A 23,530-nucleotide genomic window follows, 5' to 3' on the forward strand; every position below is an offset into this window, starting at 1 on the left:
TGGTCGGGTCCCTTGAACGCGGCTCGCCGGCCGCGTTTTGCGCAGCCGGCGAAGGAAGATTGGTGTCTAAAAAATACTAGACGCGACGACGCTTGGGCGGACGGCAGCCGTTGTGCGGGATCGGCGTGACGTCGCGGATGGTCGTGATGGTCATGCCCGCGGCTTGCAGCGCGCGCAGGGCCGACTCACGGCCCGAACCCGGACCCGAGACGTTGACTTCCAGGGTCTTCACGCCGTGTTCCGCAGCCTTCTTGCCCGCGTCTTCGGCGGCCATCTGAGCGGCGTACGGGGTCGACTTGCGCGAGCCCTTGAAGCCCATCATGCCGGCGCTCGACCAGGAGATGGTGTTCCCCTGAGCGTCGGTGATGGTGATCATCGTGTTGTTGAACGAGGCGTTCACGTGCGCCACGCCCGAGGTGATGTTTTTGCGTTCGCGCTTTTTAACGCGACCCGGTTCCTTGGCCATCGGTCAGGCTACCTTATTTCTTCTTGCCGGCGATCGGCTTGGCCGGGCCCTTGCGGGTCCGAGCGTTCGTGTGGGTGCGCTGACCGCGGACCGGCAGGCCCTTACGGTGACGCAGGCCGCGGTAGCAGGCCAGGTCCATCAGACGCTTGATGTTCATCGAGTTCTCGCGACGCAGATCGCCCTCGACGGTATAGTCGCGGTCGATCGTTTCGCGGATCTGCAGGACTTCGGCGTCGGTCAGTTGATTGACCCGACGCGCATCCTCGATGCCCACCTTCGTGATGATTTCACGAGCGGACCGTTGGCCGATGCCGTGAATATACTGAAGCGCGATCAAAACGCGCTTGTTCGTCGGGATGTTGACGCCTGCAATACGGGCCACGTCTAATGTTCTCCTAGTCACGCACTAAAGACGCGAACGGCGCGCCCGGCTCGATCCAGAGGATCCAAACCGGCGCGCACGGATCGCGCCCTTTCGCGGAAGCGCCCCGTTATAGGGATCGTTTCGCTTCCGTCAACAACTGAATCCACCGGAAAGCCAGTGAATCCGGGGTTTCTTCAGCCTCCTAGACCGTGACGGTTGTCACGCCCTAACTCCCGGAGGCTCGAACCCGCTTGTCAGTCGAATATCGATTCGACCGGGCGGACTCTAAAGAGCGGCGTCGATGGACTGGGCGACGGCTTCGACCGATCCCATTCCGTCCAGTTCCGTCAACTTCCCCTGCCCTTCGTAGTAGGGCAGCAGCGGCGCGGTCTGGGCGTTGTAGGCGGCCAGGCGCGTCACGAAGACTTCGGGATTGTCGTCCGGCCGTCCCTGCTCGTCGAACCGCTTCTTGATCCGTTCGATCAGAGCGGGTTCGTCTACCTTGAGTCGGAGAACGGCGTCGATCTGCTGCCCGCGAGCGGCCAGCATTTTGTCCAGAGCCTCGGCCTGGGCGACCGTACGCGGGAAACCATCGAAGATCGCGCCACCGGCCGCCTCGGCCTCGGGCAGGCGCTCCTCGATCAGGGCGATGACGATCTCGTCGGTGACCAGGTCACCACGGTCCAGCACGCCCTTGACGCGCTGACCCAGCTCGGAGCCCGAGGCGATCGCGGCGCGCAGCATGTCGCCGGTCGAGAGCTGGACCATGCCCCGCTCCGTGACCAGACGCTTAGCCTGAGTGCCCTTCCCCGCCGCCGGCGGACCGAACAGGATCAAGTTCATGAATGCCCCTTCGCGCGTTGGCGGGTCTTGAGCCCGCTTAGAGCCTGCCTAGGCAGACTCCTTTCCCTACTTGGGAGCGTGATGGTCGCCGGAAACCGGCAGCCGCTTCCGGCTCTCACACTCCGCTTCCCGTCGCAGACCTAGATTGCGCCGGAGAAAAACGGAAGCCGGTTTTGTGACAAACCGGCTTCCGACGCTTCTATTAGGCTACGTGACCTAGCGGCCGCGGCCGCCGCGCAGCTTCGACTTCTTGATCAGGCCCTCGTACTGGTGGGCCAGAAGGTGCGACTGGATCTGCGCCACGGTGTCCATGGTCACCGTCACGACGATCAGGATCGAGGTGCCGCCCAGGGCGAACTGGTTCGACTTGATCGCGCCCATGACCAGCTCAGGCGCCACGCAGACGGCCGTGATGTAGGCCGCGCCGATCACCGTCAGGCGGGTCAGCACATAGTCCAGATACTCGGCCGTACGCTTGCCCGGACGGATGCCCGGCAGGAAGCCGCCGTACTTGCGCAGGTTCTCGGCCGTCTCCTCGGGGTTGAACACGACCGAGGTGTAGAAGAACGAGAAGAAGATGATCAGCAGCGCGTAGAAGATCGTGAAGGCCGGGTGGCCGTGCTGCAGCGCGCCAACCACGCCCGGCAGCCACGACAGCCATCCCGGGAGGTTGGCGGCCGAAATGAACTGCATGGCGGTCGTCGGCAGCAGCAGCAGGCTCGAGGCGAAGATCGGCGGGATGACGCCCGCGGTGTTGATCTTCAGCGGCATGAACGAGCTTTCGCCACCGATCATGCGGTTGCCCTGCTGACGCTTGGGATAGTGGACCAGCAGGCGGCGCTGCGAGCGCTCCATGAACACGATGGCCAGGATGGCGGCCACGGCGCCGATCACGATCAGGAACAGCGGGGTATAGTTGCCCGAGGTCTGGGCCTGGACCAGCAGTTGGCCCACGCCGATCGGCAGGTGGGCCACGATGCCCGCGAAGATGATCAGCGAGACGCCGTTGCCCACGCCGCGGCTGGTGATCTGCTCACCCAGCCACATCACGAACAGGGTGCCGCCCGTCAGGACCACGACGGTCGAGACGACGAAGAAGAGCGGGCCGACGCCGCCGGCGACCACGCCAGGCTGGGCCTGCAGGCCGATCGCGATCGAAGCCGACTGGATGACGGCCAGAACCACGGCCAGGTAGCGGGTGTACTGGTTGAGGGTCTTGCGACCCGCCTCCCCGCCTTCCTTCTTCAGCTTTTCCCACGGCGGATACACCGAGCCCATCAGCTGCACGATGATCGAGGCGCTGATGTAGGGCATCACGTTCAACGAGAAGATGGCCATGCGCGAGACCGCGCCGCCCGAGAACATGTTGAACATGCCGAGGATGCCCTCGGAATTGTTGCTGAACAGGCGCGCGAACGCATTCACGTCGACGCCGGGAATCGGAACGTAGGAGCCCAGGCGATAGACGATCAGAGCGATGATCGTGAACCAGATGCGCTTGTGAAGTTCGGTCGCCTTTTGGAACGACGCGAAATTCATATTGGCTGCGAGTTGTTCGGCGGCCGAGGCCATTCAGATCCCCACGACTCAAGAGCGGGACGGCCGGACATCGATCCGGCTGAGGCCGCGCTCCAACAAATTGGCGCCGAGCCTGCTTATCCGTTTCAAACGATTTGAAAAGGGCGGGCTCGAGTAGAGGCCACAAATAGGTGAGGCTCGCCGCGATGTCACGGCGAGCCCCCTAATTCTGTCATCCCGGTCGAAACGATGTCCCGCGAGCGCCTGGCGCTCATCGGGATGACATATGGCCTTAGGCTTCGGCTTGCGCCTTGGCCTTCTTGGTCACGGTGACCGAACCACCAGCGGCCTCGACGGCCTTGATGGCGGCTTCCGTGGCCGAATAGACGGTCAGCTTCAGAGCGGTCTTGATCTCGCCCTTGCCCAGCAGCTTCACGCCGTCCAGTTCACGACGGATGACGCCAGCGGCGACCAGATCGGCGGGGGCCAGTTCGGCGCCGGCCTTGAACTTGCCAGCGGCGACGGCCTGCTCCAGGCGCCACAGGTTCACTTCGGCGAACTCGAGGCGGAACGGGTTGTTGAAGCCGCGCTTAGGCATACGCATGTGCAGCGGCATTTGACCGCCTTCGAAGCCGGCGATAGCGACGCCCGAGCGCGCCTTCTGGCCCTTCACACCGCGACCGGCGGTCTTGCCCTTGCCCGAACCCGGGCCGCGGCCAACGCGCATGCGGCCCTTGGTCGAGCCTTCGCGGGGAGCCAGTTCGTTCAGCTTAGTCATATGTGCCTCTCCTTGGAGATCTGCGCCCAGCCAGCGGCTGGACTCGGCTTTTGAAAATCAGAGCGCGCTTAAAACCCTAAAACGCCAGAGAACTCAATGGTGAAATGAGTTTGGGGCGAAATGAGATTCCAAACGAAAACCACCCCGGCTTTCACCGGGGTGGCGCTTTTCGGCGTCGCGTAGAAGATTACGAGACGATTTCCAGCAGGTGCGCGACCTTGCGGATCATGCCGCGGACCGACGGGGTGTCTTCCAGCGTGGACACGCGGCCCAGCTTGTTCAGACCCAGACCGGCGAGCGTGGCGCGCTGGTCCTTTTCACGACGGATCGGGCTGCCGGTTTGGCGCACCGTGACTTGCTTAGCTTCAGCCATGACTTAACCCTCGATGGCTTCCGGCGACGAAGCGCCGTCGGCGCGACGGCCGAGGATGTCGCCAACCTTCTTGCCGCGCTTGGCGGCGATCTGGCGGGGCGACGATTGAACCTTCAGGGCCTCGAACGTGGCGCGAACCATGTTGTACGGGTTCGAGGAACCCGTCGACTTGGCCACGACGTCCTGGACGCCCAGGGTTTCGAGAACCGCGCGCATCGGACCGCCGGCGATGACGCCGGTGCCGGGAGGCGCCGCGCGCATCATCACCTTGCCAGCGCCCCAACGGCCAGCGCCGTCGTGGTGCAGGGTGCGGGATTCGCGCAGCGGAACGCGGATCATCGTCTTCTTGGCTTCTTCGGTCGCCTTGCGGATGGCTTCCGGCACTTCACGCGCCTTGCCATGACCGAAGCCGACGCGGCCCTTTTGGTCGCCAACGACCATCAGAGCGGCGAAGCTGAAGCGACGACCACCCTTCACGGTGGCGGCGACGCGGTTGATGTGGACGAGCTTTTCGACGATGTCGCTGTCGACCCGCTCTTCGGGGGCGTTGCGGTCGCGACGGTCCCGGCGTTGACCGCCTTCACCGCGCTGTTGTTCACCACGAGCCATTTCTGTTCCCTTAGAAGTTCAGGCCGGCTTCGCGCGCGGCGTCGGCCAGGGCTTTCACCCGGCCGTGGAAGATGTAGCCACCACGATCGAAGACGACGTCCTTGACGCCCTTTTCGATGGCGCGCTCGGCGACGAGCTTACCCACGGCAGCGGCGGCATCCTTGTCCGCGCCCTTGCCTTCGGCTTCCAGAGTGGAAGCCGACGCCAGGGTCACGCCGCGTTCATCATCGATGATCTGGGCGTAGATGTTCTTGGACGAGCGGAAGACCGACAGGCGCGGGCGCCCGTTAGCGAGGCTCTTGAGGCGGGTGCGCGTGCGTTGAGCGCGGCGCGCGGCGGATTCACGAGGAGAGAGCGCCATGGCTTACTTCTTCTTGCCTTCCTTGCGGCGAACCTTCTCGCCAGCATAACGCACGCCCTTGCCCTTGTACGGCTCAGGCGGACGAATGCGGCGGATCTTCGCGGCAATCTCACCAACCGCCTGCTTATCAATGCCGGCGATCTTGATTTCGGTCTGCTTCGGCACCGCGAAGGTGACGCCGGCCGGAGCCTCAACGTCCACATCGTGGCTGAAGCCGAGCTGGAGGCTCAGGGCGGTGCCCTTCAAGGCCGCGCGGTAACCAACGCCGACCAGTTCGAGGCTTTCCTCGAACCCGGCGGTGACACCATGCACCATGTTGGCGACCAGCGTGCGGGACAGACCCCACATACCCTTGGCGCGCTTCGTGTCGACGCGCGGAGTCAGCAGGAGCTCAGAGCCCTCTTGCTTGACTTCGACTTCGTCGGCGATCGTCCACGACAACTGACCCTTGGGGCCCTTCACCGTGACCGTCTGGCCTTCGAGCGTCAGGGTGACGCTCGAGGGGATTGCGACGGCTTTCTTACCGATACGTGACATGCTCTTTCCCTCCCGCGCCTAGTAGACGCGGCAGAGGACTTCGCCACCGACATTAGCGTCGCGTGCGGCGGTGTCCGACATGACGCCCTTCGGCGTCGAAAGGATCGAGATGCCCAGGCCGTTCTTGATCGGCTTCAGGTCCTTGATCGACGAATAGACGCGACGGCCAGGCTTGGACACGCGGCTAATCTCGGCGATCACGGGCTCACCGTCGAAGTACTTGAGCTCGATCTCGAATTCGGGGAACGCACCGGGCTTCTCGACCAGCGAGTAACCACGGATGTAGCCTTCGTCGGCCAGCACGTCGAGGACGCGAGCGCGCAGCTTGGAAGCCGGCGTCGAGACCTTGTTGCGCTTGCGCGTGGCGGCGTTCTTGATGCGAGCGATCATATCGCTCAGGGGATCGTTCATCGACATCTGATCGTCCTTACCAGCTCGACTTGACGAGGCCGGGGATCTGCCCCTGCGAACCAAGTTCGCGGAGAGCGATACGGCTCATCTTCAGCTTGCGGTAATAGGCGCGCGGACGGCCCGTGACCTCGCAGCGGTTGCGGATGCGAACCGGCGAGCTGCTACGGGGCAGCTTCGCCAGCTTGAGGCGAGCCTCGAAGCGTTCTTCGAGCGGCAGGCTTTCGTCGTTCGCGATCGCCTTCAGCGCGGCGCGCTTTCCGGCGAATTGCTTGACGAGAGCCTTGACGGCTTCGTTGCGGTTGACGGCGCTTTTCTTGGCCATGGTTTGTTTTCCCTTCCCGCTCTCTTAGTTGACGAACGGGAACTGGAATTCCTTCAGGAGAGCCTTGGCTTCCTGATCGGACTTCGCAGTGGTGCAGACGATGATGTCCATGCCCCAGATCTGTTCGATCTGGTCATAGTTGATTTCCGGGAACACCAGATGCTCCTTCAGGCCCATGGCGTAGTTGCCACGGCCGTCGAAGCTCTTGCCGTTCAGACCACGGAAGTCCTTCACGCGCGGCAGCGCGATCGTGACCAGGCGGTCCAGGAATTCGTACATCCGGTCCTTGCGGAGGGTGACCTTACCGCCGACCACCATGCCTTCGCGCAGCTTGAAGCCGGCGATCGACTTGCGGGCCTTGGTGGCGACGGGCTTTTGGCCGGCGATCGCCTGCAGGTCCTTCAGAGCGGTCTGGGCCTTCTTGGAGTCGGCCACGGCCTCGCCGATACCCATGTTCAGGACGATCTTGTCCAGCTTGGGGATCTGCATCTCGTTGGTGTAGCCGAACTGTTCCTTCAACGCGGCGCGGATGCGCTCGCGATATTCGGACTTCAGCCGGGGCTCGTAAGCTTGATCAGCCATTGATCACCTCGCCGGTCGTCTTGGCGACACGCACCTTCTTGTCGCCTTCGATCTTGAAGCCGACGCGGGTGGGCTTGCCGTTGGAGTCGACGATCGCCACGTTCGAGACGTGAAGCGCCGCTTCCTTTTGCTTGATGCCGCCTTGCGGATCGGCTTGGGTCGCCTTGGTGTGACGCGAAACCATGTTCACGCCTTCCACGACAACCCGGTTGTCCTTCGGAAGAACCTGGGTCACAGCGCCTTGCTTGCCCTTGTCCTTGCCGGCCAGAACGACGACGCGGTCGCCCTTCTTGATCTTAGCGGCCATTACAGCACCTCCGGAGCGAGGGAGATGATCTTCATGTGGTTCTTGGCGCGCAGTTCACGAGGAACCGGGCCGAAGATCCGCGTGCCGACCGGCTCGCTCGCCTTGTTCACGATGACCGCGGCGTTCTTATCGAAGCGGATGACCGAGCCATCCTTGCGCTTCAGATTTTGATTCACCCGAACGACGACGGCGCGAAGCACGTCACCCTTCTTCACACGGCCACGCGGGATGGCTTCCTTCACGGAGACGACGATGACGTCGCCCACGCTGGCGTAGCGACGGCCTGCGCCGCCCAACACCTTGATGCACATGACCCGGCGAGCGCCAGAGTTATCGGCAACTTCCAGGTTAGTTTGCATCTGGATCATGGTCTAAACCTTCCAGATTAAGCCGAAGCCTTGGGAAGGACTTCCCAGGTCTTCAGCTTGGACTTCGGAGCGCACTCGACAATGCGAATAGCTTCGCCGGCCTTGTACGCGTTGGATTCGTCGTGCGCGTGGTACTTCTTCGACTGACGCACGATCTTCTTCAGGATCGGGTGAACGATAGTCCGTTCCACCTTCACCACGACGGTCTTATCGCCCTTGTCGGAGACGACGACCCCTTCGAGGATACGCTTGGGCATATCGTTCTCCTTAAGCCGCGGCCTTGGCGCGCAGCACGGTCTTGATCCGCGCGATATCCTTGCGGATTTCATCGACGCGGTGGGTCTTCTCGACCTGGCCCGTGGCGGCCTGGAAGCGCAGATTGAACTGCTCCTTCTTCAGGCTGATCAGGGTGTCGGCCAGCTGGTCGGGGGTCATGCCCCGGATATCAGCGATCTTCATGAGCCTCAGGCCTCCTGAGCCACGCCCGCATCGATGCGGGTGACAACACGGGTGCGGATCGGCAGCTTGGCGGCGCCCAGGCGGAGAGCTTCACGCGCGATATCGTCCGGCACGCCGTCGATTTCGAACATGATGCGGCCCGGAGCCACGCGAGCGGCCCAGTAATCCACGGCGCCCTTACCCTTACCCATCCGGACTTCCGCCGGCTTGCCGGTGACCGGCACGTCCGGGAAGATACGGATCCAGACGCGGCCTTGACGCTTCATCTGGCGGGTAATGGCGCGACGGGCGGCTTCGATTTGGCGAGCCGTGATGCGCTCGGGCTCGACGGCCTTCAGGCCGTACGAACCGAAGTTCAGCAGCGTGCCGCCCTTCGAAGTGCCGTGGATGCGGCCCTTGAACTGCTTGCGGAATTTGGTCTTTTTCGGAGACAGCATGGCGATCTAATCCTTAGGCGCGATCGCGACGGTCACGACGGTCGCCCCGGTCGGGACGGTCGCCGCGCTCACGGCCACCACCTTCGCCGGCGGGGCCGGACTCAGTGGCGAGACGCTTGTCGAGCGCCATCGGATCGTGCTCCAGCACCTCGCCTTTGAAGATCCAGGTCTTCACGCCGATGATGCCGTAGGTGGTCTTGGCTTCGGCGAAACCGAAGTCAATGTCAGCGCGCAGGGTGTGCAGCGGCACGCGACCTTCGCGATACCACTCCATGCGAGCGATTTCAGCGCCGCCGAGGCGACCCGAGACGTTGATCCGGATGCCCTTTGCGCCGAGACGCACGGCCGACTGGATCGAACGCTTCATGGCGCGACGGAAAGCGATACGGCGCTCGAGTTGCTGAGCGATCGACTCGGCCACCAGCTGAGCGTCGGTTTCCGGCTTGCGGATCTCGACGATGTTCAGGTGGACTTCGCCTTCGGTCATGATCGACAGGTCCTTGCGGAGCTTGTCGATGTCAGCGCCCTTCTTGCCGATGATGACGCCCGGACGGGCGGCATAGATCGTGACGCGGCACTTCTTGTGCGGACGCTCGATGATGATGCGCGAGACACCAGCTTGGTACAGGCGCTTCTTCAGGGCGGCGCGGACCGCGAGGTCCTGGTGCAGCAGCTTGCCGTACTGGGCGCCGTCGGCGAACCAACGGCTGTCCCAGGTGCGGTTGACGCCGAGCCGCAGCCCGACCGGATTGACTTTCTGACCCATTAGGCGGCCTCACCCAGTTCGCGGACCACGATCGTGATCTCGGAGAACGGCTTCTCAACGCGCGTCGCGCGACCGCGAGCGCGGGGCGAGAAACGCTTCATGATCAGGTTCTTGCCCACATAGGCCTCGGCGACGACCAGGGAGTCGATGTCGAGGTTGTGGTTGTTCTCGGCGTTGGATATCGCCGAGTACAGCGCCTTGCGGACGTCCACGGCGATACGCTTGTGGCTGAATTCGAGCTCGTTGAGAGCGCGCTGGACGTTCAGGCCACGGATGGACTGAGCGACCAGGTTCAGCTTCCGCGCGCTGGTGCGCAGGGTGCGCACCTTGCACATCGCTTCGGCGGCCGGGAGGCGGCGTTCTTGCTTCTGCTTGGCCATGATTACTTCCTCTTGGCCTTCTTGTCGGCGGCGTGGCCCGGGAAGTTACGCGTAGGCGCGAACTCGCCGAACTTCATGCCAACCATGTCTTCCGACACGGAGACCGGGACGTGCTTGTGGCCGTTGTGGACGCCGAAGATCAGACCGACGAATTGCGGCATGATCGTCGAGCGACGCGACCAGGTCTTGATGACGTCCTTGCGGCCCGACGACAGTGCGGCGTCGGCCTTCTTCAGGAGGTACCCGTCGACAAACGGGCCTTTCCAGACGGAGCGGGTCATGGCTTAGCGGCCCTTCTTCGCTTTGTGGCGCGAACGGATGATGAATTTGTCCGTGGCCTTGTTGACGCGGGTCTTGGCGCCCTTGGTCGGCTTACCAGCCGGGGTCACCGGGTGGCGGCCGCCCGAGGTGCGACCTTCACCACCACCGTGGGGGTGGTCGACCGGGTTCATGGCGACACCGCGGACGTGCGGGCGACGGCCCATGTGACGAGAACGACCGGCCTTGCCGAGGTTCTGGTTCATGTGGTCGGGGTTCGACACGGCGCCGACGGTGGCCATGCACGTATCGAGCACCATGCGCAGTTCGCCCGAGTTCAGGCGGATCTGGGCGTAGCCGGCGTCACGGCCGACCAGCTGGGCGTAGGCGCCAGCCGAACGGGCGATCTGACCACCCTTGGCGGGCTTCAGCTCGATATTGTGGATGATCGTACCGATCGGCAGCGTGCGCAGCGGCGAGGCATTACCCGGCTTCACGTCGACCTTGTCAGCCGTGACGACTTCGTCGCCGGCCTTGAGGCGTTGCGGGGCCAGGATGTAGGCCAGCTCGCCGTCGCTCTGATACTTGATCAGGGCGATGAAGGCGGTGCGGTTGGGGTCGTACTCGAGACGAACGACCGTGGCCACGCCTTGCTTGCGACGCTTGAAGTCGACCAGACGGTAGAGGCGCTTGGCGCCGCCGCCGCGGAAGCGGACCGCGATGCGGCCATTGCCGCCGCGACCGCCCGACTTGGTCAGACCTTCGACGAGCTTCTTCTCGGGCTTGCCCTTGTGAAGTTCGCTGCGGTCGATCAGCACCAGGCCGCGTTGGCCGGGGCTGGTCGGATTAAAGTGCTTCAAGGCCATCTTCTTAGAGCCCCGTCGTGATGTCGATCGACTGGCCGTCGGCCAGGGTCACGATAGCTTTCTTGACGTCATTGCGACGCCCGACGATGCCACGGAAGCGCTTGGTCTTGCCCTTGGTCACGATGGTGTTGACCTTGGTCACCTTGACCTTGAACAGCTCTTCGACGGCGGCGGCGATTTCGTCCTTGGTCGCGTCGTTGGCCACCTTGAAGACAACCTTGTTCTGCTCCGAGAGCAGGGTCGTCTTTTCGGTGATCACCGGCGACAGGATCGTGTCGTAGTGGCGAGCGGTGGCGGCCATTAGGCGGCTTCCTTCTCAGCGAAACGGGCCGAGATCGCTTCGATCGCGTCCTTGGTCAGGACGAGAGTTTGGCGACGCAGCACGTCGTAGACGTTCAGGCCGGCGTTCGGCAGGACATCCACGTTGGGGATGTTGCGGGCGGCGAGCTTGAAGTTCGCGTCCACTTCCGGACCGGCGATGACCAGGGCGTTCTTCAGACCGATCTTGTCGAAGGTGGCGCGCAGGGCGGCCGTCTTCGCTTCGGTCAGAACGACGCTGTCCAGGACGACCAGCGAGCCCGACTTGGCCTTCGACGACAGAGCGTGCTTCAGGGCCAGGGCGCGGATCTTCTTGGGCAGGTCGAAGGCATGGCTGCGGACCACGGGACCGTGGGCCTTGGCGCCGCCGACGAACTGAGCCGCACGGCGCGAACCGTGACGAGCGCCGCCGGTGCCCTTCTGCTTGTACATCTTCTTGCTCGTACGAGAGACCTCGTTGCGAACTTGAATCTTGTGGTTACCCGAGCGGCGCTTGGCCAGCTGCCAGGTCACGACGCGCTGCAGGATGTCGCCGCGGATGTCGTCGATGCCGAAGATGGCGTCGTCGAGATCAACGGAACCAGCCTTAGCGCCGTCCAGTTTGATGACGTCGAGTTTCATTAGCCTTCGCCCTCTTCGGTCGTCGCCGCGGGGGCCTCTTCAGCGGGGGTTTCAGCGGCCACGGGGGCAGCTTGGCCAGCCTTGCGGAAGGCGCCCGGACGCGGAGCGTCGGCGGGGAGAGCCTTCTTCACGGCGTCGCGAACCTTCACGTAGCTGCCTTCGTGGCCCGGGACAGCGCCCTTGACCAGGATCAGGCCGCGCTCGACGTCGACCTTCCAGACGGTGACGTTCAGCGTGGTGACGGTTTCTTGACCGAGGTGACCAGCCATCTTCTTGCCCGGGAACGTACGACCCGGATCCTGGCGGTTACCGGTCGAGCCGTGCGAACGGTGCGAGACCGAGACACCGTGGGTGGCGCGGAGACCGGAGAAGTTCCAGCGCTTCATGGCGCCGGCGAAACCCTTACCGACGGTCAGGCCCTGGATGTCGACCTTCTGGCCGGCGACGAAGTGGTCGGCCGTCAGTTCGGCGCCAACTTCGATCAGAGCGCTTTCCTCGACGCGGAATTCGGCGACGACGCGCTTCGGCTCAACGGCCGCCTTCGCGAAGTGACCGCGCATGGCGTTCGGGGTGTTCTTGGCTTTCTTGGCGCCGGCGCCGAGTTGCACGGCGGTGTAGCCGTCCTTCTCAACGGTGCGCTGGCCCGTGACTTGGCAACCGTCGAGCGACAGGACGGTGACCGGCACGTGCTGACCAGCTTCATCGAAGAAGCGGGTCATGCCGAGCTTCTTGGCGAGGACGCCAGTGCGTTGGGCGGGGAGAGTCATGTGAGAGGCCCTCCTTACAGCTTGATTTCGACGTCAACGCCGGCCGACAGGTCGAGCTTCATCAGCGCGTCCACGGTCTGCGGAGTCGGGTCAACGATGTCGAGAACGCGCTTATGCGTCCGGATCTCGAACTGCTCGCGCGACTTCTTGTCGACGTGCGGCGAGCGGTTGACGGTGAATTTCTCGATAAGCGTGGGCAGGGGGATCGGTCCCCGTACCGTCGCACCAGTGCGCTTGGCCGTATTGACGATCTCGCGCGTGGAATGATCCAACACGCGGTGATCAAAGGCCTTGAGCCGGATGCGGATGTTCTGACGATCCATATCGCTCGGTTTCCTAGTGGGCTGCGCCCGCGTCTCGAACCATTTCAAAGACCAACTCGAACCCTCGAGAGAGCTCGTACGCAGCGTCCGCAAAACAAAATACCCCTGCGGTTTCCCGCCGGGGTGGTTGTCCAGATATTGCGCCATGAAGGCGCTATGTCCGGGCGTCTCGCGAACCGCGTTTGAGCTCGAAAGCTCACAGCCGGTCCAACAGAGGCGCGCTTGTACGTTCCGAATCCGGTTTCGTCAAGCGCTCTGTCCGGCTCGTCGTGTCTTTGAAGGACGCGACTCGTCGGACGGGTTCTGAATAGGCGCCAACCCCGTTCCGCGCAAGGGCCCAGAACACATAACGTCGGTCCGCGCTTTTCCCGATTTGGCGGTGACCTAGCAAGAACGTGCGCGCACTGGCGCGTAGGCGAAAGCGTCTCGCGTTCAAGTGTCGCAAATTTGCAAGAAACGCCCATCAAGCGCGGCCGGCGGCCTTGAGCGCTATGGCGAACCTTCATAGATGCCGCCCCTCCCCGGCGGACTGGGCGGCCCTCCCCCCAACAACGACCGCCCCGCCAGCCGGAGGAGCCACTCATGTGTAAGGGGATAACCCAAGTGAATACCAAGCTTCTCGCCACGGCCGCCCTGGTCGCCGCCGCCGTCTCGGCTCCGGCCTTCGCTCAGGCCACGGGCGCTCAGAACACCGGCTCGGTCGGCGCGGCGGTCAACTACACCGACATCGACAGCAAGCTGTTCAACGGCAACGGCTCGTCCGTCGTGATCGACGGCTCGGTCGCCATTCCGCTGAAGGGCGCCTGGACCGTGACCGCCAACGGCGACGTCTCGATCTCGGACAACGACCTCTCTGACGACACCGTCGCCTCGGGCGCCGCGCACCTGACCACCAAGATCGGCGACACCTGGCGCGTGGGCGGCTTCACCGCCCTCTCCCGCCCGGCCAACGACACCCTCTGGGCCGTCGGCGGCGAGGCGCATAAGTACCTGTCGAACGTGACCCTGTCGGGCCTGGCCGCCTATGGCCAGTCCAATGACCTGGACGCCGACCTCTACACTGTGCGTGGCGACGTTCGTTACTTCGTCTCGGACAACTTCCGCCTGGACGCCGGCGCGGCCTGGTCGCGCATCGACACCAACCTCAACGCGGACCTGTGGGACGTGAATGTCGGCGGCGAATACAAGTTCGCCAACAGCGGCTGGAGCACCTTCGCCAAGTACACCCACAGCGAGTCCAATGACCTGGCCGACCTGAACGCCGACGCTGTGAAGGTGGGTCTGCGCTACACCTTCGGCGGCAGCCTGAAGGATCGCGACCGCGCCGGCGCCGACCTGGTCACGGCCGGCGACCTGTTCGGCTTCGGCGTCCGCTAGGCCGGGCCTGAAACGAACCAAGGCCCCGGGAGCGATCCCGGGGCCTTCACTTATATATAGAGAGAGTGTGTGGTCGACTTATTGGCCGATGATCACATCGCCCGAACCGGCCACGTGCTTCTTCACCGGGCCATTGACCTTGGCGACGCGGACGTCGCCGGAACCGGCCACGGACAGGTCGACCGAGTCAGCCTCGCCGTTGAAGACCACGTCGCCCGAGCCCATCACGCTGACCTCGACCGAGCGAGCGTGACCGCCGCCGACCGTGATGTTGCCCGAACCGGCGATGTTGCCTTCCAGCTTGCCCGCGAGGCTGGCCACCGAGACGTCGCCCGAGCCGGCGATCGAGATCTCGACGTCACCGCCCACGCCCTGGGTCAGGACGTCGCCGGCGCCGGCGATGCTGATCTCCAGCGAACCGGCCGAGCCGGCCTTGGTGTCGCCCGAACCGGCCTGGCTGACTTCCAGCTTGCCCCGGGTGTTGGCGATGGTCCAATCCCCGCAGCCCGCATTGGCCAGCTCGACGCTGTCCGAGCGACCGATGTCGCCGAACACAGCGCCGGCCGAGCCGACCTTGACGTTCATCGGCACACGGACCGCGACCTGCGGGAAGTTGTCGTAGGCGACCTCGCCCACGCCGCGAACCTTGACCCAGATCTTGCCGTTGCGGCTGTTGCAGCCGTTGATCTTGTTCATGCGAAGGTTGCCGTCGACGATCACCTCGTCGCCGTTCTGGCGCACTTCCAGCGGCAGGCTGGCGTTGGTGGTGAGGAACTCGACCTTCACGTCGGAGCGGTTCTCGGGGATCACCACCACGCGGGCGACGGCGTCCTTGATCTTGACGGAAGGCGCGGCCGAAGCGGCGCCGGCGGTGAAGGTGGCGGCGGCCAGAACGGCCAGGGCAGTCGCGGTGCGCATCGATATGTTCCCCTCGGATGCGTGAATTCGATGAGGGGAAGCTAGCGACGGGGCGTCCAGGTTTCGACTTAATTCGAGGTCATGACCCAGAAGTCATAGAGCAGCGGTCGATCAATCGACCATCAGGGCCAGGCCCAAACCCAAACCCAGCCCCAATCCGACCCCCGCCCCGACCTTGGGGTGACGGCGCGCCATGGCGGCCATGAAGGTGGTCCCGCCCCGGATTTGGCCCACCAGGCTGGGCTCGCAGGCCACGATGCGGTCGAAACGCCGGGCCAGGCGCGACGCGCCCATCGCGCGCATCCGCCGTCCCCGCGCGCCCGTCCGTCGCTCGATCAGCCCCTCGAACACGATCTCGGCTGGATCGGCGAAGTCGTGCTTGTAGGCGTCAGCATCGACCCCGAAATCGACCCGGGTGATTCCGTGCCCCGCCGCCGCCTCCAGGGTGTCGAGCGTCATCAGCCCGCCTGGCGAGTAGCGGGCGTAGGCCGGATCGTAGATCGGGAACCACAGGTGATGCCGCGCGCCCGAGGTCAGCCCCAGCTCGGCGGCCACCAGGACGTCGCCGGCCTTCAGCGCCGCCACCCGCAGGCCGAAGTCCGGCGTATCGTGCGCCGCCAACTGGCGCAGCAGCTCTGTCGTCCAGCCACAGGCGAAGACGTCGTACTGGTGGGTCCGGGCGATCTGGGCCTGCTTGCGCGCGATGATGTGATCGACCTGGGCCGCGGTCGGCCGCTTGAAGATAAAGGACACCGGACCGTGGTCGCGCTCCAGGGCGCGGCGGCGGCGGCGCTTGTCCTTTAGGAATCGTGCGTCGCGCCCAGCCAGATAGGCCTCGAAGCCGTTCGACAGGTCGGCCGCCATGGCCCGACGCGGCGAGAGGCCATTCAGGTCCGGACCGGCCGCGCCGACCAGACCGTTGAACCGCGCGCGGCGTAAGCCTTCCAACCGAGGCAGCAGGGTCGCCACGGCCAGGCCCGGCTCACCGACCAGGCCATGATAGTCGCTCAACGGCGCGGCCAGCGGCTGCAGCAGTCCGCCGCGCTGCTGGAACGGCAGGAAGCCTCGGATACGTCCGGCCTCGCGGATGACCGCCACCCGCGCGCCCGGCGCGACGGCGCCGGCGATCTGAACGAAGCGAGGATCGAAATAGGGACTGGCCAGGGCTGGATCGGCCGCGCGGAAGCCGCGCCAGAGCTCAAGCTCGGCCGCCCCCAGCTCCGAGACCGCGATGGTCTCGACCTCCAAACCGTCTCGTTGCACGAGGCCCTTCTCCCCTTCGGGTTCGGAGCATTAAGCCTAAAGGCCTTTAACAAGCGCTTTAGTTGAGCCAGGCCCCCTGGTGCTTGCGCAGCCGCACGGGCGCGGACTTGTAGGCCGGCGTACCCGAGCGTTGGTCATGGTCATCCAGGGCGATCACGACATTGGTTTCGGGATAGTAGGCCGCCAGGCAGCCCGGCGGGATATCCCGCGCCACGACCGTGAAGCCACGCGCCACGCGCTCGCCCGTCTCGTCGAACGCCGCGCCCAGGTCGACCAGATCGCCCTGCGCCAGCCCCATCCGCGCCAGGTCGTCCGGATTGGCGAAGATCACGTCGCGCCGGCCGAACACGCCGCGATAGCGGTCGTTATCGCCATAGATCGTGGTGTTGTACTGGTCGTGGCTGCGCAGGGTCGTCAGGATCATCACGCCAGGATCACCGCGACGCGGATCGCCAGCCTTGGGATCGTGGACGAGGAAGTTGGCCTTGCCTGTCGCCGTCTTCCACACACGCTCCGACGGCCCCACCGGCAGGCGGAGGCCGCCCGGCACACGCACCTTGTCGTTGTAGTCGTCGAACCCACCGGGGAAGACCCGAGCGATCAGGTCCCGGATAGCGTCGTAGTCGTCGGCCAGGCCCAGCCAGTCGACCAGCGGGTCCTCGCCGAAGACTGCCGCGGCGATCCCGGCCACGATGGCCGGCTCCGACCGAAGGTGTTCGGAGGCCGGCGGGTTGAGGCCGCGCGAGGCGTGGACCATCGACATCGAGTCCTCGACCGTCACCGCCTGTCGCACGCCGGCTCGCATGTCCATCTCGGTGCGGCCCAGGCACGGCAGCAGCAGCGCCGCCTTGCCGACCAGCAGGTGCGTGCGATTGGGCTTGGTGGCGACGTGGACGGCCAGGTCCAGCTGGCGCATGGCCGCGAAGGTGCGGACCGGGTCAGGCGCGGCGACGGCGAAGTTTCCGCCCAGCCCGATGAAGACCTTGCTCTCGCCGCGTTCGATGGCCGCGATCGCCTCGACCACGGTATGGCCGTGCGCGCGCGGTGGCTCGAAGCCGAAGACGTCTCTTATAGAGTCCAGCAGTGCCGCCGACGGCTTCTCGGCGATGCCGACCGTGCGCGCGCCCTGGACATTGGAGTGGCCCCGCAGCGGGCAGATCCCCGCCCCCGGCCGGCCGATATTGCCCTTGAGCAGCAGCAGATTGACCAGCTGCTGCACCGTGCCCGAGCTGTCGCGGTGCTGGGTCAGGCCCATGCCATAGCAGAGGATCGCCGCCTTGGCCTTGGCGTAGGTCGCCGCCGCCTCCTCGATCCGCGCCCGGGGCAGGCCACAACCGGCCTCGATGGTCGCCCAGTTCTGCGCCGCGACAGACGCCGCCAGGGCCTCGAAGCCGGCGGTGTGTTCGGCGATGAAGGCGTGGTCCAGGACCCCGCCGTCGCGGGCCTCCATCGCCAGCAGCGCCTTCATCATGCCCTGCACGAACAGCGCGTCGCCGCCGATGGTCAGCTGGTAATAGGCCGAGGCGATCGGGGTGGAGGTCAGGGTCGCCATCTCGACCGGGTCCTGCGGCGAGGCGAACTTCTCCAGCGCCCGCTCGCGGAGGGGATTGAAGGCCAGGATCGTCGCCCCACGCCGGCTGGCCTCGCGCAAGGTGGCCATCATCCGAGGGTGGTTGGTGCCGGGATTGTGCCCAAAACACAGGATCAGGTCGGCGTCGTCGAAATCCTCCAGCGTCACCGAGCCCTTGCCCAGGCCGATCGAGTCCGGCAGGCCGACGCTGGTCGGCTCGTGGCACATGTTCGAGCAGTCAGGGAAGTTGTTGGTCCCGAACCGTCGCGCCATCAGTTGGTAGAGGAAGGCCGCCTCGTTGCTGGCCCGGCCCGAGGCGTAGAACTCCGCCTCGTTGGGATCGTCCAGCGCCCTCAGCCCCACTGCGGTGCGGGTGAAGGCGTCGTCCCAGCTGATGGCCTTGTAGCGATCGTCAGCCGGGTCATAGGTCATGGGCTCGGTCAGCCGGCCCAGATCCTCGATCTGGTGATCGCTCCAGGTCAGCAGCTCACTGACCGTATGCCGGGCGAAGACGTCGGGCGTGGCGCGCTTGGACGTCGCCTCCCAGGCCACGGCCTTGGCGCCGTTCTCGCAGAACTCGAACGAGCTGGTGTGCTTGGGATCGGGCCAAGCGCAGCCGGGGCAGTCGAAGCCTTCGGGCTGGTTGGCGCGCAGCAGCGTCTTGCCGCCCTCGATCACCGTCTCCTGGTCGGCCAGGGCACCGGCCACGGCCTTCAACGCGCCCCAGCCGCCAGCCGGAAGATTGTAAGGGCGGACGCCGTCGACCTTCTTGCTGTCAGACATCAGGCCGGCTCCAGCTCGGATTCCATCAGGCGCTCGCCGCCGGCGAACACCGCGTGGCCGTCGGCGCGAGCCAGGGCCACCAGAGTCAGGTTGGCCTCTTGCGCCTTGGCCACCGCCAGCTCGGTCGGGGCCGAGACCGCCACCAGGATAGGGCAGCCCATCCGCGCGGTCTTCTCGACCATCTCGAACGAAGCGCGGCTGGTCACCACGACGAAGCCGTCCGCCGTGTCGATCTTCTCGCGCGCCATCGCCCCGGCCAGCTTGTCGAGCGCGTTGTGGCGGCCGACATCCTCGCGAACCGCGACCAGCGCGCCCTCGGCTGTGAAGAACGCCGCCGCGTGGGTGGCGCGGGTCAGGCGGCCCAGCGCCTGCTCCGCCTCGAGCGCCGCCAGGGCGCGCGGGATGGCGGCGTGCGCGATCCGGACGCCCGCGCCGAGCGCCGGCAAGGGTCGCACGGCGTCGGCCAGTCGCTGCACCCCGCACAGGCCACAGCTGGAGCGTCCTTCCAGATTGCGCGGCCGCGCCTTCCTGGCGGTCGCGCCCGGCCCCAATCGGATATCCACCAGTATGCCCTGCGGTTCATCCTTCCGGACGAGCTCCAGCACCTCCGCCGCGCGCGCGATCCCCTCGGTGATCACGAAGCCCAGGGCCAGATCCTCGACATCCTCGGGACTGGCCATCAGCACGGTGTGCGGCCGGCCGTCGAACGATAGGCCCACGGCGATCTCTCGCGGCAAGTCGCGCGCCAGCGCTTCAGGAGAACGCCCGGCGCGCCATTGCAGGGCTGGACGGGGAGTGGCGGAGGAACGCGACATGGACAAAGCCTACTCTCCGGGCGCCGAGCGGTACAGCCGATGACGCAACCGAGGAATGTTCGGGTTCATCATCGTTCGACGGATGACCCGGCGGCGTTCCTGGAGCAATCTTCCGCCATGGCTGGCACCACCTTCGACACCCGTCGCGCTCAGATGTTTCCTCGGCTGGAAACCGTCGAGATCGATCGCCTGCGCCGTTTCGGCCAGGTGATCCACGCCGAGGCCGGGGTCGCCCTGGCGACGTCCGGCGTGCCCTCCCCCGGCCTGTTCGTGATCCTGGCGGGCCGTGTGGCGCTCAGCCGCCGCGACGCCCACAACGACAGCCAGCCGATCGTCGAGCATGCCGCCGGCCAGTTCATCGGCGAGATCGCCCAGTTGTCGGGCCGTCCCTCCCTGGTCGATGTCACAGCCATCACCGAGGTCGAAGCCCTGCTGATCGCGCCCGAACGCCTGCGCGCCGTGCTGGTCGCCGAGGCCGAGCTGGGCGAGCGGATCATGCGGGCCCTGATCCTGCGCCGGGTCAGCCTGATCGAGACGGGGGCCGGCGGCCCGATCATCGTCGGCCGCGCCGCCGACGGCGAGGTCATCCGCCTATCGGGCTTCCTGGCGCGCAACGGCCACCCCTACCAGCACCTGGACCCCGACCAGGTCGACTGCGCCAAGGTGCTGATCCAGCGGTTCGACGTCGACGAGAGCGAGCTGCCGATCGTGCTGTGCCCGAACGGGGTCATTCTGCGCCAGCCGACCAACCACCAGCTGGGCCGCTGCATCGGGCTGGTCGGTCCAATCGACGCCGACCGCATCTATGATGTCGCCGTGGTCGGGGCCGGACCGGCGGGTCTGGCCACCGCCGTCTACGCGGCCTCGGAAGGCCTGTCGGTCCTGGTGCTGGACACCCGCGCCTTCGGCGGCCAGGCCGGGGCTTCGGCGCGGATCGAGAACTATCTCGGCTTTCCCACCGGTATCTCGGGCATGGCCCTGATGGGCCGCGCCTATGGCCAGGCCCAGAAGTTCGGCGCCGAACTGGCCATCCCCGACGAGGTGGCCTCGCTGGTCTGTGAGGACGATGGCGCGCACCGCTACCGCCTCAGCTTGGCCAGTGGCGAGACGGCCCAGGCCAAGACCGTCGTGATCGCCAGCGGCGCCCGCTACCGCCGGCTGGACGTCGAAAACCTCGACCAGTTCGAGGGCGCCTCGGTGCACTACTGGGCCTCGCCGCTGGAGGCCAAGCTGTGCGCTGGCCAGGAGGTCGCGCTCGTGGGCGCCGGCAATTCGGCGGGCCAGGCGGCGGTCTATCTGGCCAGCCAAGTCAAGAAGGTCTGGATGATCGTCCGTGGCGAGAGCTTGGCGGCGACCATGTCGCGCTACCTTATCGATCGCATCGAGAGCACGCCGAACATCGAGGTGGTGGTCAAAAGCGCCGTCGTCGACCTCGAGGGCGAGGACGGCCAATTGTCGGCGGTGCGCTGGCGCGGGCCGGGCGGGATCGAGACCACCCAGGACATCAGCCACCTCTTTCTGTTCATCGGCGCCGCGCCCAACACCGCCTGGCTGGCCCACTGCCATGTCGAGTTGGACAATCATGGCTTCGTGCGCACCGGAACCGACCTCGCGCCGGGCCACCCGCTGCTGCAGACCAGCCGCAAGGGGGTGTTCGCGATCGGCGACGCCCGGGCCGGATCGGTCAAGCGCGTGGCCGCCGCCGTCGGCGAAGGCGCCCAGGCCGTCGCCGCCATCCACGCCTATCTGGCCGACGCCTAAAGGAGAGAGCCATGGCCTGCACGCACGGCGACGCCATCCGCCTGGTCACGCCCAGCGCCAAGGGCTGCGAGGAATGCCTGAAGGCCGGCGGCTGGTGGGTGCATCTGCGCCTGTGCCGAACCTGCGGTCATGTCGGCTGTTGCGACGACAGTCCCAGCAAACACGCCACGGCCCACTTCCGCGCGACCAGGCATCCGATCATCGAAGGCTACGACCCGCCCGAAGGCTGGGGCTGGTGCTTCGTCGACGAGGAGTTCGTGGAACTCCCGGACCAGACGGAGCAGGTTGGGCCGATCCCACGGTTCGTCGAGGGGTAGATCGTCGAAGGTTACACATCCTTATATTGCGCCCAGCGTCACGGCCGGTGATCGTCGTTCTCCAAACAAGGGAACAACTTCATGAAGCTCTCGATCCTGGCGCTCGGCGCAGCGGGCGCCCTGCTGGCCGGGCCGGCCCTCGCCGCCGGTCCCGCCTGCGTCACCGGGGACTACGCCAAGCAGGCCCGCGCGCTGGTGGAGGAGCAGGTCAAGGCCGGCCGCTTCAGCGGCGCGGTGCTGGTGGTCAAGGACGGGGTTCCGCTGCTGCGCGAAGGCTTCGGCGCGGCCAATCGCGAATGGGACATCCCCAACGCCCCCGACACCAAGTTCCGCCTCGGCTCGATCACCAAGCAGTTCACCGCCACCGCGATCATGCAGCTGGTCGAGGCGGGCAAGCTGTCGGTCGACGATCCGATCTCGAAGTACTACGCCGACGCGCCGGGCGCCTGGTCGAAGATCACGATCAAGCACCTGCTGACCCACACCTCGGGCATCCCCAGCTACACAGGCATTCCGGGCTTCTTCGAGAAGGGCGGCAAGCTGCCGCTGACGCCCGCCGAGATCGTCAAGCTGACCCAGGACAAGCCGCTCGAGTTCGAGCCGGGCAGCAAATACGCCTACGACAACACCGGCTACGTCCTGCTGGGCTACGTCATCGAGAAGGTGTCGGGCCAGACCTACGCCGACTATGTGGGCCAGCACATCTTCCAGCCGCTGGGCATGAAGAACACGGGCTACGACGTCAGCGCCCAGATCCTGGCCAAGCGCGCCTCGGGCTACTCGCCGGGCAAGGCCGGCTGGGAGAACGCCGACTATCTGGACATGACCCTGCCCTACGCGGCCGGCTCACTCTATTCGACGGTCGACGATCTCCTGGTCTGGGATCGCGCCATGACTGACGGCAAGATGCTGACCGAGGCCTCGCGCAAGGCGATGTGGACCGACTACGGCAACAAGTACGGCTTCGGCTGGGGCGTCGGCGACCAATCGGGCCACGCGCGGATCTCGCACGGTGGCGGCATCCACGGCTTCAGCACCTCGCTCAACCGCTACCCCAATGACGGGTTGGTCACGATCGTGCTGTCCAATTTCCAGGCCGCCGCGGCGAGCGGGCTGGCCAACAACCTGGCGGGCGTGTGCTTCGGGACCTATCAGCCGGTCAAGACGATCGCCGTGCCAGTGGCGACCCTGGACAAGTATGTCGGCTCCTACGCCCTGCGCCCTGACTTCATTCTCAAGGTCTTCCGCGAGGGGGACAAGCTGATCACCCAGGCCACGGGTCAGGGACCGCTCCCGATCGTGGCGACCGCGCCGGGCGAGTTCCTGGCGGTCGGCCCCAACGCCAAGCTGATCTTCAAGCAAGCGGGCGACGCCCCGGCCACCGCCGTGACCCTGCGCCAGGGCGGCCGCGATATGGAAGCGCCGCGCGTCGAGGCGAAGTGACGCCCTCCAAATCCTCCCCCTAGCGGGGAAGTGTCGATTCGAAGAGGCGACGGAGGGGGAAGAGGCCTGGCTTCAAGCGCTTCTCCCTACGGTCCTTCGGACGACCTCCCCCGCTGGGGGGGAGGATCCACGCCCCAAAGCAAAAGGCCCCGGAGATTGCTCTCCGGGGCCCTCGCATTGTCAGCCGAAGCTAGATCGTTTCGAGATTACTCGACGATCTTCGCAACCACGCCGGCGCCGACCGTGCGG

At 65.6% G+C, this 23,530-nt stretch carries 33 protein-coding genes and 1 pseudogene; 4 read left to right on the forward strand and 30 right to left on the reverse strand.

Annotated elements, in window-relative coordinates; all coding sequences use genetic code 11:
• Positions 1 to 76: 76 nt before the first annotated feature.
• From rpsK to AC1RRV_RS11105, 26 genes and pseudogenes are all read right to left on the reverse strand, one after another.
• Complete coding sequence (rpsK, locus tag AC1RRV_RS10980; protein ID WP_004616890.1) at positions 77 to 466, reverse strand: 30S ribosomal protein S11; 390 nt, start codon at positions 464 to 466, stop codon at positions 77 to 79.
• Positions 467 to 479: 13 nt separating this feature from the next.
• Entirely contained in the window at positions 480 to 848 is a 369-nt protein-coding gene (rpsM, locus tag AC1RRV_RS10985) for a 30S ribosomal protein S13 (protein WP_252634399.1), read from the reverse strand.
• Positions 849 to 1,115: 267 nt separating this feature from the next.
• Complete coding sequence (locus AC1RRV_RS10990; protein WP_492859657.1) at positions 1,116 to 1,673, reverse strand: adenylate kinase; 558 nt, start codon at positions 1,671 to 1,673, stop codon at positions 1,116 to 1,118.
• Positions 1,674 to 1,889: 216 nt separating this feature from the next.
• The gene (gene secY / locus AC1RRV_RS10995) at positions 1,890 to 3,245 is read right to left on the reverse strand and encodes a preprotein translocase subunit SecY (protein ID WP_492859658.1); all 1,356 of its coding nucleotides are present in this window, start codon (positions 3,243 to 3,245) and stop codon (positions 1,890 to 1,892) included.
• A gap of 238 nt (positions 3,246 to 3,483) precedes the next feature.
• Positions 3,484 to 3,969, reverse strand: a complete 486-nt coding sequence (gene rplO, locus AC1RRV_RS11000) for a 50S ribosomal protein L15 (protein ID WP_492859659.1) — start codon at positions 3,967 to 3,969, stop codon at positions 3,484 to 3,486.
• Between the two features lie 187 nt (positions 3,970 to 4,156).
• The gene (gene rpmD, locus AC1RRV_RS11005; protein ID WP_492859660.1) at positions 4,157 to 4,342 is read right to left on the reverse strand and encodes a 50S ribosomal protein L30; all 186 of its coding nucleotides are present in this window, start codon (positions 4,340 to 4,342) and stop codon (positions 4,157 to 4,159) included.
• Between the two features lie 3 nt (positions 4,343 to 4,345).
• Positions 4,346 to 4,951 (reverse strand): 30S ribosomal protein S5, encoded by a 606-nt coding sequence (rpsE, locus tag AC1RRV_RS11010; protein WP_096051657.1) that lies wholly within the window; start codon positions 4,949 to 4,951, stop codon positions 4,346 to 4,348.
• Positions 4,952 to 4,961: 10 nt separating this feature from the next.
• Positions 4,962 to 5,312 carry a 50S ribosomal protein L18 gene (gene rplR, locus AC1RRV_RS11015; RefSeq protein ID WP_492859661.1) on the reverse strand — a complete coding sequence of 117 codons (351 nt, stop codon included), beginning with the start codon at positions 5,310 to 5,312 and terminating at the stop codon, positions 4,962 to 4,964.
• Between the two features lie 3 nt (positions 5,313 to 5,315).
• Complete coding sequence (gene rplF, locus AC1RRV_RS11020; RefSeq protein WP_492859662.1) at positions 5,316 to 5,849, reverse strand: 50S ribosomal protein L6; 534 nt, start codon at positions 5,847 to 5,849, stop codon at positions 5,316 to 5,318.
• 18 nt (positions 5,850 to 5,867) lie between these two features.
• On the reverse strand, positions 5,868 to 6,266 hold the full coding sequence (gene rpsH / locus AC1RRV_RS11025; RefSeq protein ID WP_492859663.1) for a 30S ribosomal protein S8: 399 nt from the start codon (positions 6,264 to 6,266) through the stop codon (positions 5,868 to 5,870).
• A 10-nt stretch (positions 6,267 to 6,276) separates the two neighbouring features.
• Positions 6,277 to 6,582, reverse strand: coding sequence for a 30S ribosomal protein S14 (gene rpsN, locus AC1RRV_RS11030; protein WP_492859664.1), 306 nt, complete (start codon positions 6,580 to 6,582; stop codon positions 6,277 to 6,279).
• A gap of 24 nt (positions 6,583 to 6,606) precedes the next feature.
• A complete protein-coding gene (rplE, locus tag AC1RRV_RS11035) occupies positions 6,607 to 7,164 on the reverse strand; it encodes a 50S ribosomal protein L5 (protein WP_492859665.1) in 558 nt (185 codons plus the stop codon).
• Positions 7,157 to 7,471: a 50S ribosomal protein L24 gene (rplX, locus tag AC1RRV_RS11040; RefSeq protein ID WP_099579533.1), complete on the reverse strand. Its 315-nt coding sequence runs from the start codon at positions 7,469 to 7,471 to the stop codon at positions 7,157 to 7,159. The genes rplE and rplX overlap by 8 nt, the downstream gene beginning before the upstream one ends.
• Positions 7,471 to 7,839: a 50S ribosomal protein L14 gene (gene rplN / locus AC1RRV_RS11045; protein WP_125159663.1), complete on the reverse strand. Its 369-nt coding sequence runs from the start codon at positions 7,837 to 7,839 to the stop codon at positions 7,471 to 7,473. Before rplN ends, rplX begins: the two co-directional genes overlap by 1 nt.
• Positions 7,840 to 7,856: 17 nt before the next feature.
• Positions 7,857 to 8,096 (reverse strand): 30S ribosomal protein S17, encoded by a 240-nt coding sequence (gene rpsQ / locus AC1RRV_RS11050; protein ID WP_172265576.1) that lies wholly within the window; start codon positions 8,094 to 8,096, stop codon positions 7,857 to 7,859.
• A gap of 10 nt (positions 8,097 to 8,106) precedes the next feature.
• Entirely contained in the window at positions 8,107 to 8,298 is a 192-nt protein-coding gene (rpmC, locus tag AC1RRV_RS11055) for a 50S ribosomal protein L29 (RefSeq protein WP_099442403.1), read from the reverse strand.
• Between the two features lie 5 nt (positions 8,299 to 8,303).
• Positions 8,304 to 8,735, reverse strand: a complete 432-nt coding sequence (rplP, locus tag AC1RRV_RS11060; protein ID WP_010919134.1) for a 50S ribosomal protein L16 — start codon at positions 8,733 to 8,735, stop codon at positions 8,304 to 8,306.
• Between the two features lie 13 nt (positions 8,736 to 8,748).
• A complete protein-coding gene (rpsC, locus tag AC1RRV_RS11065; RefSeq protein WP_492859666.1) occupies positions 8,749 to 9,501 on the reverse strand; it encodes a 30S ribosomal protein S3 in 753 nt (250 codons plus the stop codon).
• Positions 9,501 to 9,881: a 50S ribosomal protein L22 gene (rplV, locus tag AC1RRV_RS11070; RefSeq protein WP_492859667.1), complete on the reverse strand. Its 381-nt coding sequence runs from the start codon at positions 9,879 to 9,881 to the stop codon at positions 9,501 to 9,503. The genes rpsC and rplV overlap by 1 nt, the downstream gene beginning before the upstream one ends.
• A gap of 2 nt (positions 9,882 to 9,883) precedes the next feature.
• Positions 9,884 to 10,162 carry a 30S ribosomal protein S19 gene (gene rpsS, locus AC1RRV_RS11075; protein ID WP_492859668.1) on the reverse strand — a complete coding sequence of 93 codons (279 nt, stop codon included), beginning with the start codon at positions 10,160 to 10,162 and terminating at the stop codon, positions 9,884 to 9,886.
• A 3-nt stretch (positions 10,163 to 10,165) separates the two neighbouring features.
• Positions 10,166 to 11,005 carry a 50S ribosomal protein L2 gene (gene rplB / locus AC1RRV_RS11080; protein WP_492859669.1) on the reverse strand — a complete coding sequence of 280 codons (840 nt, stop codon included), beginning with the start codon at positions 11,003 to 11,005 and terminating at the stop codon, positions 10,166 to 10,168.
• A gap of 4 nt (positions 11,006 to 11,009) precedes the next feature.
• Positions 11,010 to 11,306 (reverse strand): 50S ribosomal protein L23, encoded by a 297-nt coding sequence (locus tag AC1RRV_RS11085; protein WP_004616934.1) that lies wholly within the window; start codon positions 11,304 to 11,306, stop codon positions 11,010 to 11,012.
• A complete protein-coding gene (gene rplD, locus AC1RRV_RS11090; RefSeq protein ID WP_492859670.1) occupies positions 11,306 to 11,944 on the reverse strand; it encodes a 50S ribosomal protein L4 in 639 nt (212 codons plus the stop codon). The genes AC1RRV_RS11085 and rplD overlap by 1 nt, the downstream gene beginning before the upstream one ends.
• A complete protein-coding gene (gene rplC / locus AC1RRV_RS11095; protein WP_492859671.1) occupies positions 11,944 to 12,711 on the reverse strand; it encodes a 50S ribosomal protein L3 in 768 nt (255 codons plus the stop codon). Before rplC ends, rplD begins: the two co-directional genes overlap by 1 nt.
• A gap of 14 nt (positions 12,712 to 12,725) precedes the next feature.
• Entirely contained in the window at positions 12,726 to 13,034 is a 309-nt protein-coding gene (rpsJ, locus tag AC1RRV_RS11100) for a 30S ribosomal protein S10 (protein ID WP_004616952.1), read from the reverse strand.
• Between the two features lie 13 nt (positions 13,035 to 13,047).
• Positions 13,048 to 13,234: pseudogene (locus AC1RRV_RS11105) on the reverse strand (hypothetical protein).
• A 403-nt stretch (positions 13,235 to 13,637) separates the two neighbouring features.
• On the opposite strand from AC1RRV_RS11105, the gene AC1RRV_RS11110 reads away from it, so the two are divergent.
• A complete protein-coding gene (locus AC1RRV_RS11110) occupies positions 13,638 to 14,411 on the forward strand; it encodes an outer membrane protein (protein WP_492859672.1) in 774 nt (257 codons plus the stop codon).
• 78 nt (positions 14,412 to 14,489) lie between these two features.
• On the opposite strand, the gene AC1RRV_RS11115 is transcribed toward AC1RRV_RS11110, so the two are convergent.
• The 4 genes from AC1RRV_RS11115 to fdhD form a co-directional block, all read right to left on the reverse strand.
• Positions 14,490 to 15,329, reverse strand: coding sequence for a GIN domain-containing protein (locus AC1RRV_RS11115; RefSeq protein WP_492859673.1), 840 nt, complete (start codon positions 15,327 to 15,329; stop codon positions 14,490 to 14,492).
• Between the two features lie 111 nt (positions 15,330 to 15,440).
• Positions 15,441 to 16,592, reverse strand: coding sequence for a GNAT family N-acetyltransferase (locus AC1RRV_RS11120; RefSeq protein WP_492859674.1), 1,152 nt, complete (start codon positions 16,590 to 16,592; stop codon positions 15,441 to 15,443).
• A gap of 58 nt (positions 16,593 to 16,650) precedes the next feature.
• Positions 16,651 to 18,945: an FdhF/YdeP family oxidoreductase gene (locus tag AC1RRV_RS11125; protein WP_492859675.1), complete on the reverse strand. Its 2,295-nt coding sequence runs from the start codon at positions 18,943 to 18,945 to the stop codon at positions 16,651 to 16,653.
• A complete protein-coding gene (gene fdhD, locus AC1RRV_RS11130; protein WP_492859676.1) occupies positions 18,945 to 19,760 on the reverse strand; it encodes a formate dehydrogenase accessory sulfurtransferase FdhD in 816 nt (271 codons plus the stop codon). Before fdhD ends, AC1RRV_RS11125 begins: the two co-directional genes overlap by 1 nt.
• 117 nt (positions 19,761 to 19,877) lie before the next feature.
• On the opposite strand from fdhD, the gene AC1RRV_RS11135 reads away from it, so the two are divergent.
• The 3 genes from AC1RRV_RS11135 (at position 19,878) to AC1RRV_RS11145 (ending at position 23,281) form a co-directional block, all read left to right on the forward strand.
• The gene (locus AC1RRV_RS11135) at positions 19,878 to 21,521 is read left to right on the forward strand and encodes an FAD-dependent oxidoreductase (protein WP_492859677.1); all 1,644 of its coding nucleotides are present in this window, start codon (positions 19,878 to 19,880) and stop codon (positions 21,519 to 21,521) included.
• 11 nt (positions 21,522 to 21,532) lie between these two features.
• Entirely contained in the window at positions 21,533 to 21,838 is a 306-nt protein-coding gene (locus tag AC1RRV_RS11140) for a UBP-type zinc finger domain-containing protein (protein ID WP_492859678.1), read from the forward strand.
• An 81-nt stretch (positions 21,839 to 21,919) separates the two neighbouring features.
• Positions 21,920 to 23,281 (forward strand): serine hydrolase domain-containing protein, encoded by a 1,362-nt coding sequence (locus AC1RRV_RS11145; RefSeq protein ID WP_492859679.1) that lies wholly within the window; start codon positions 21,920 to 21,922, stop codon positions 23,279 to 23,281.
• Positions 23,282 to 23,530: the final 249 nt, after the last annotated feature.

This window comes from Caulobacter sp. GW821-FHT11E10 (genome assembly GCF_058808375.1).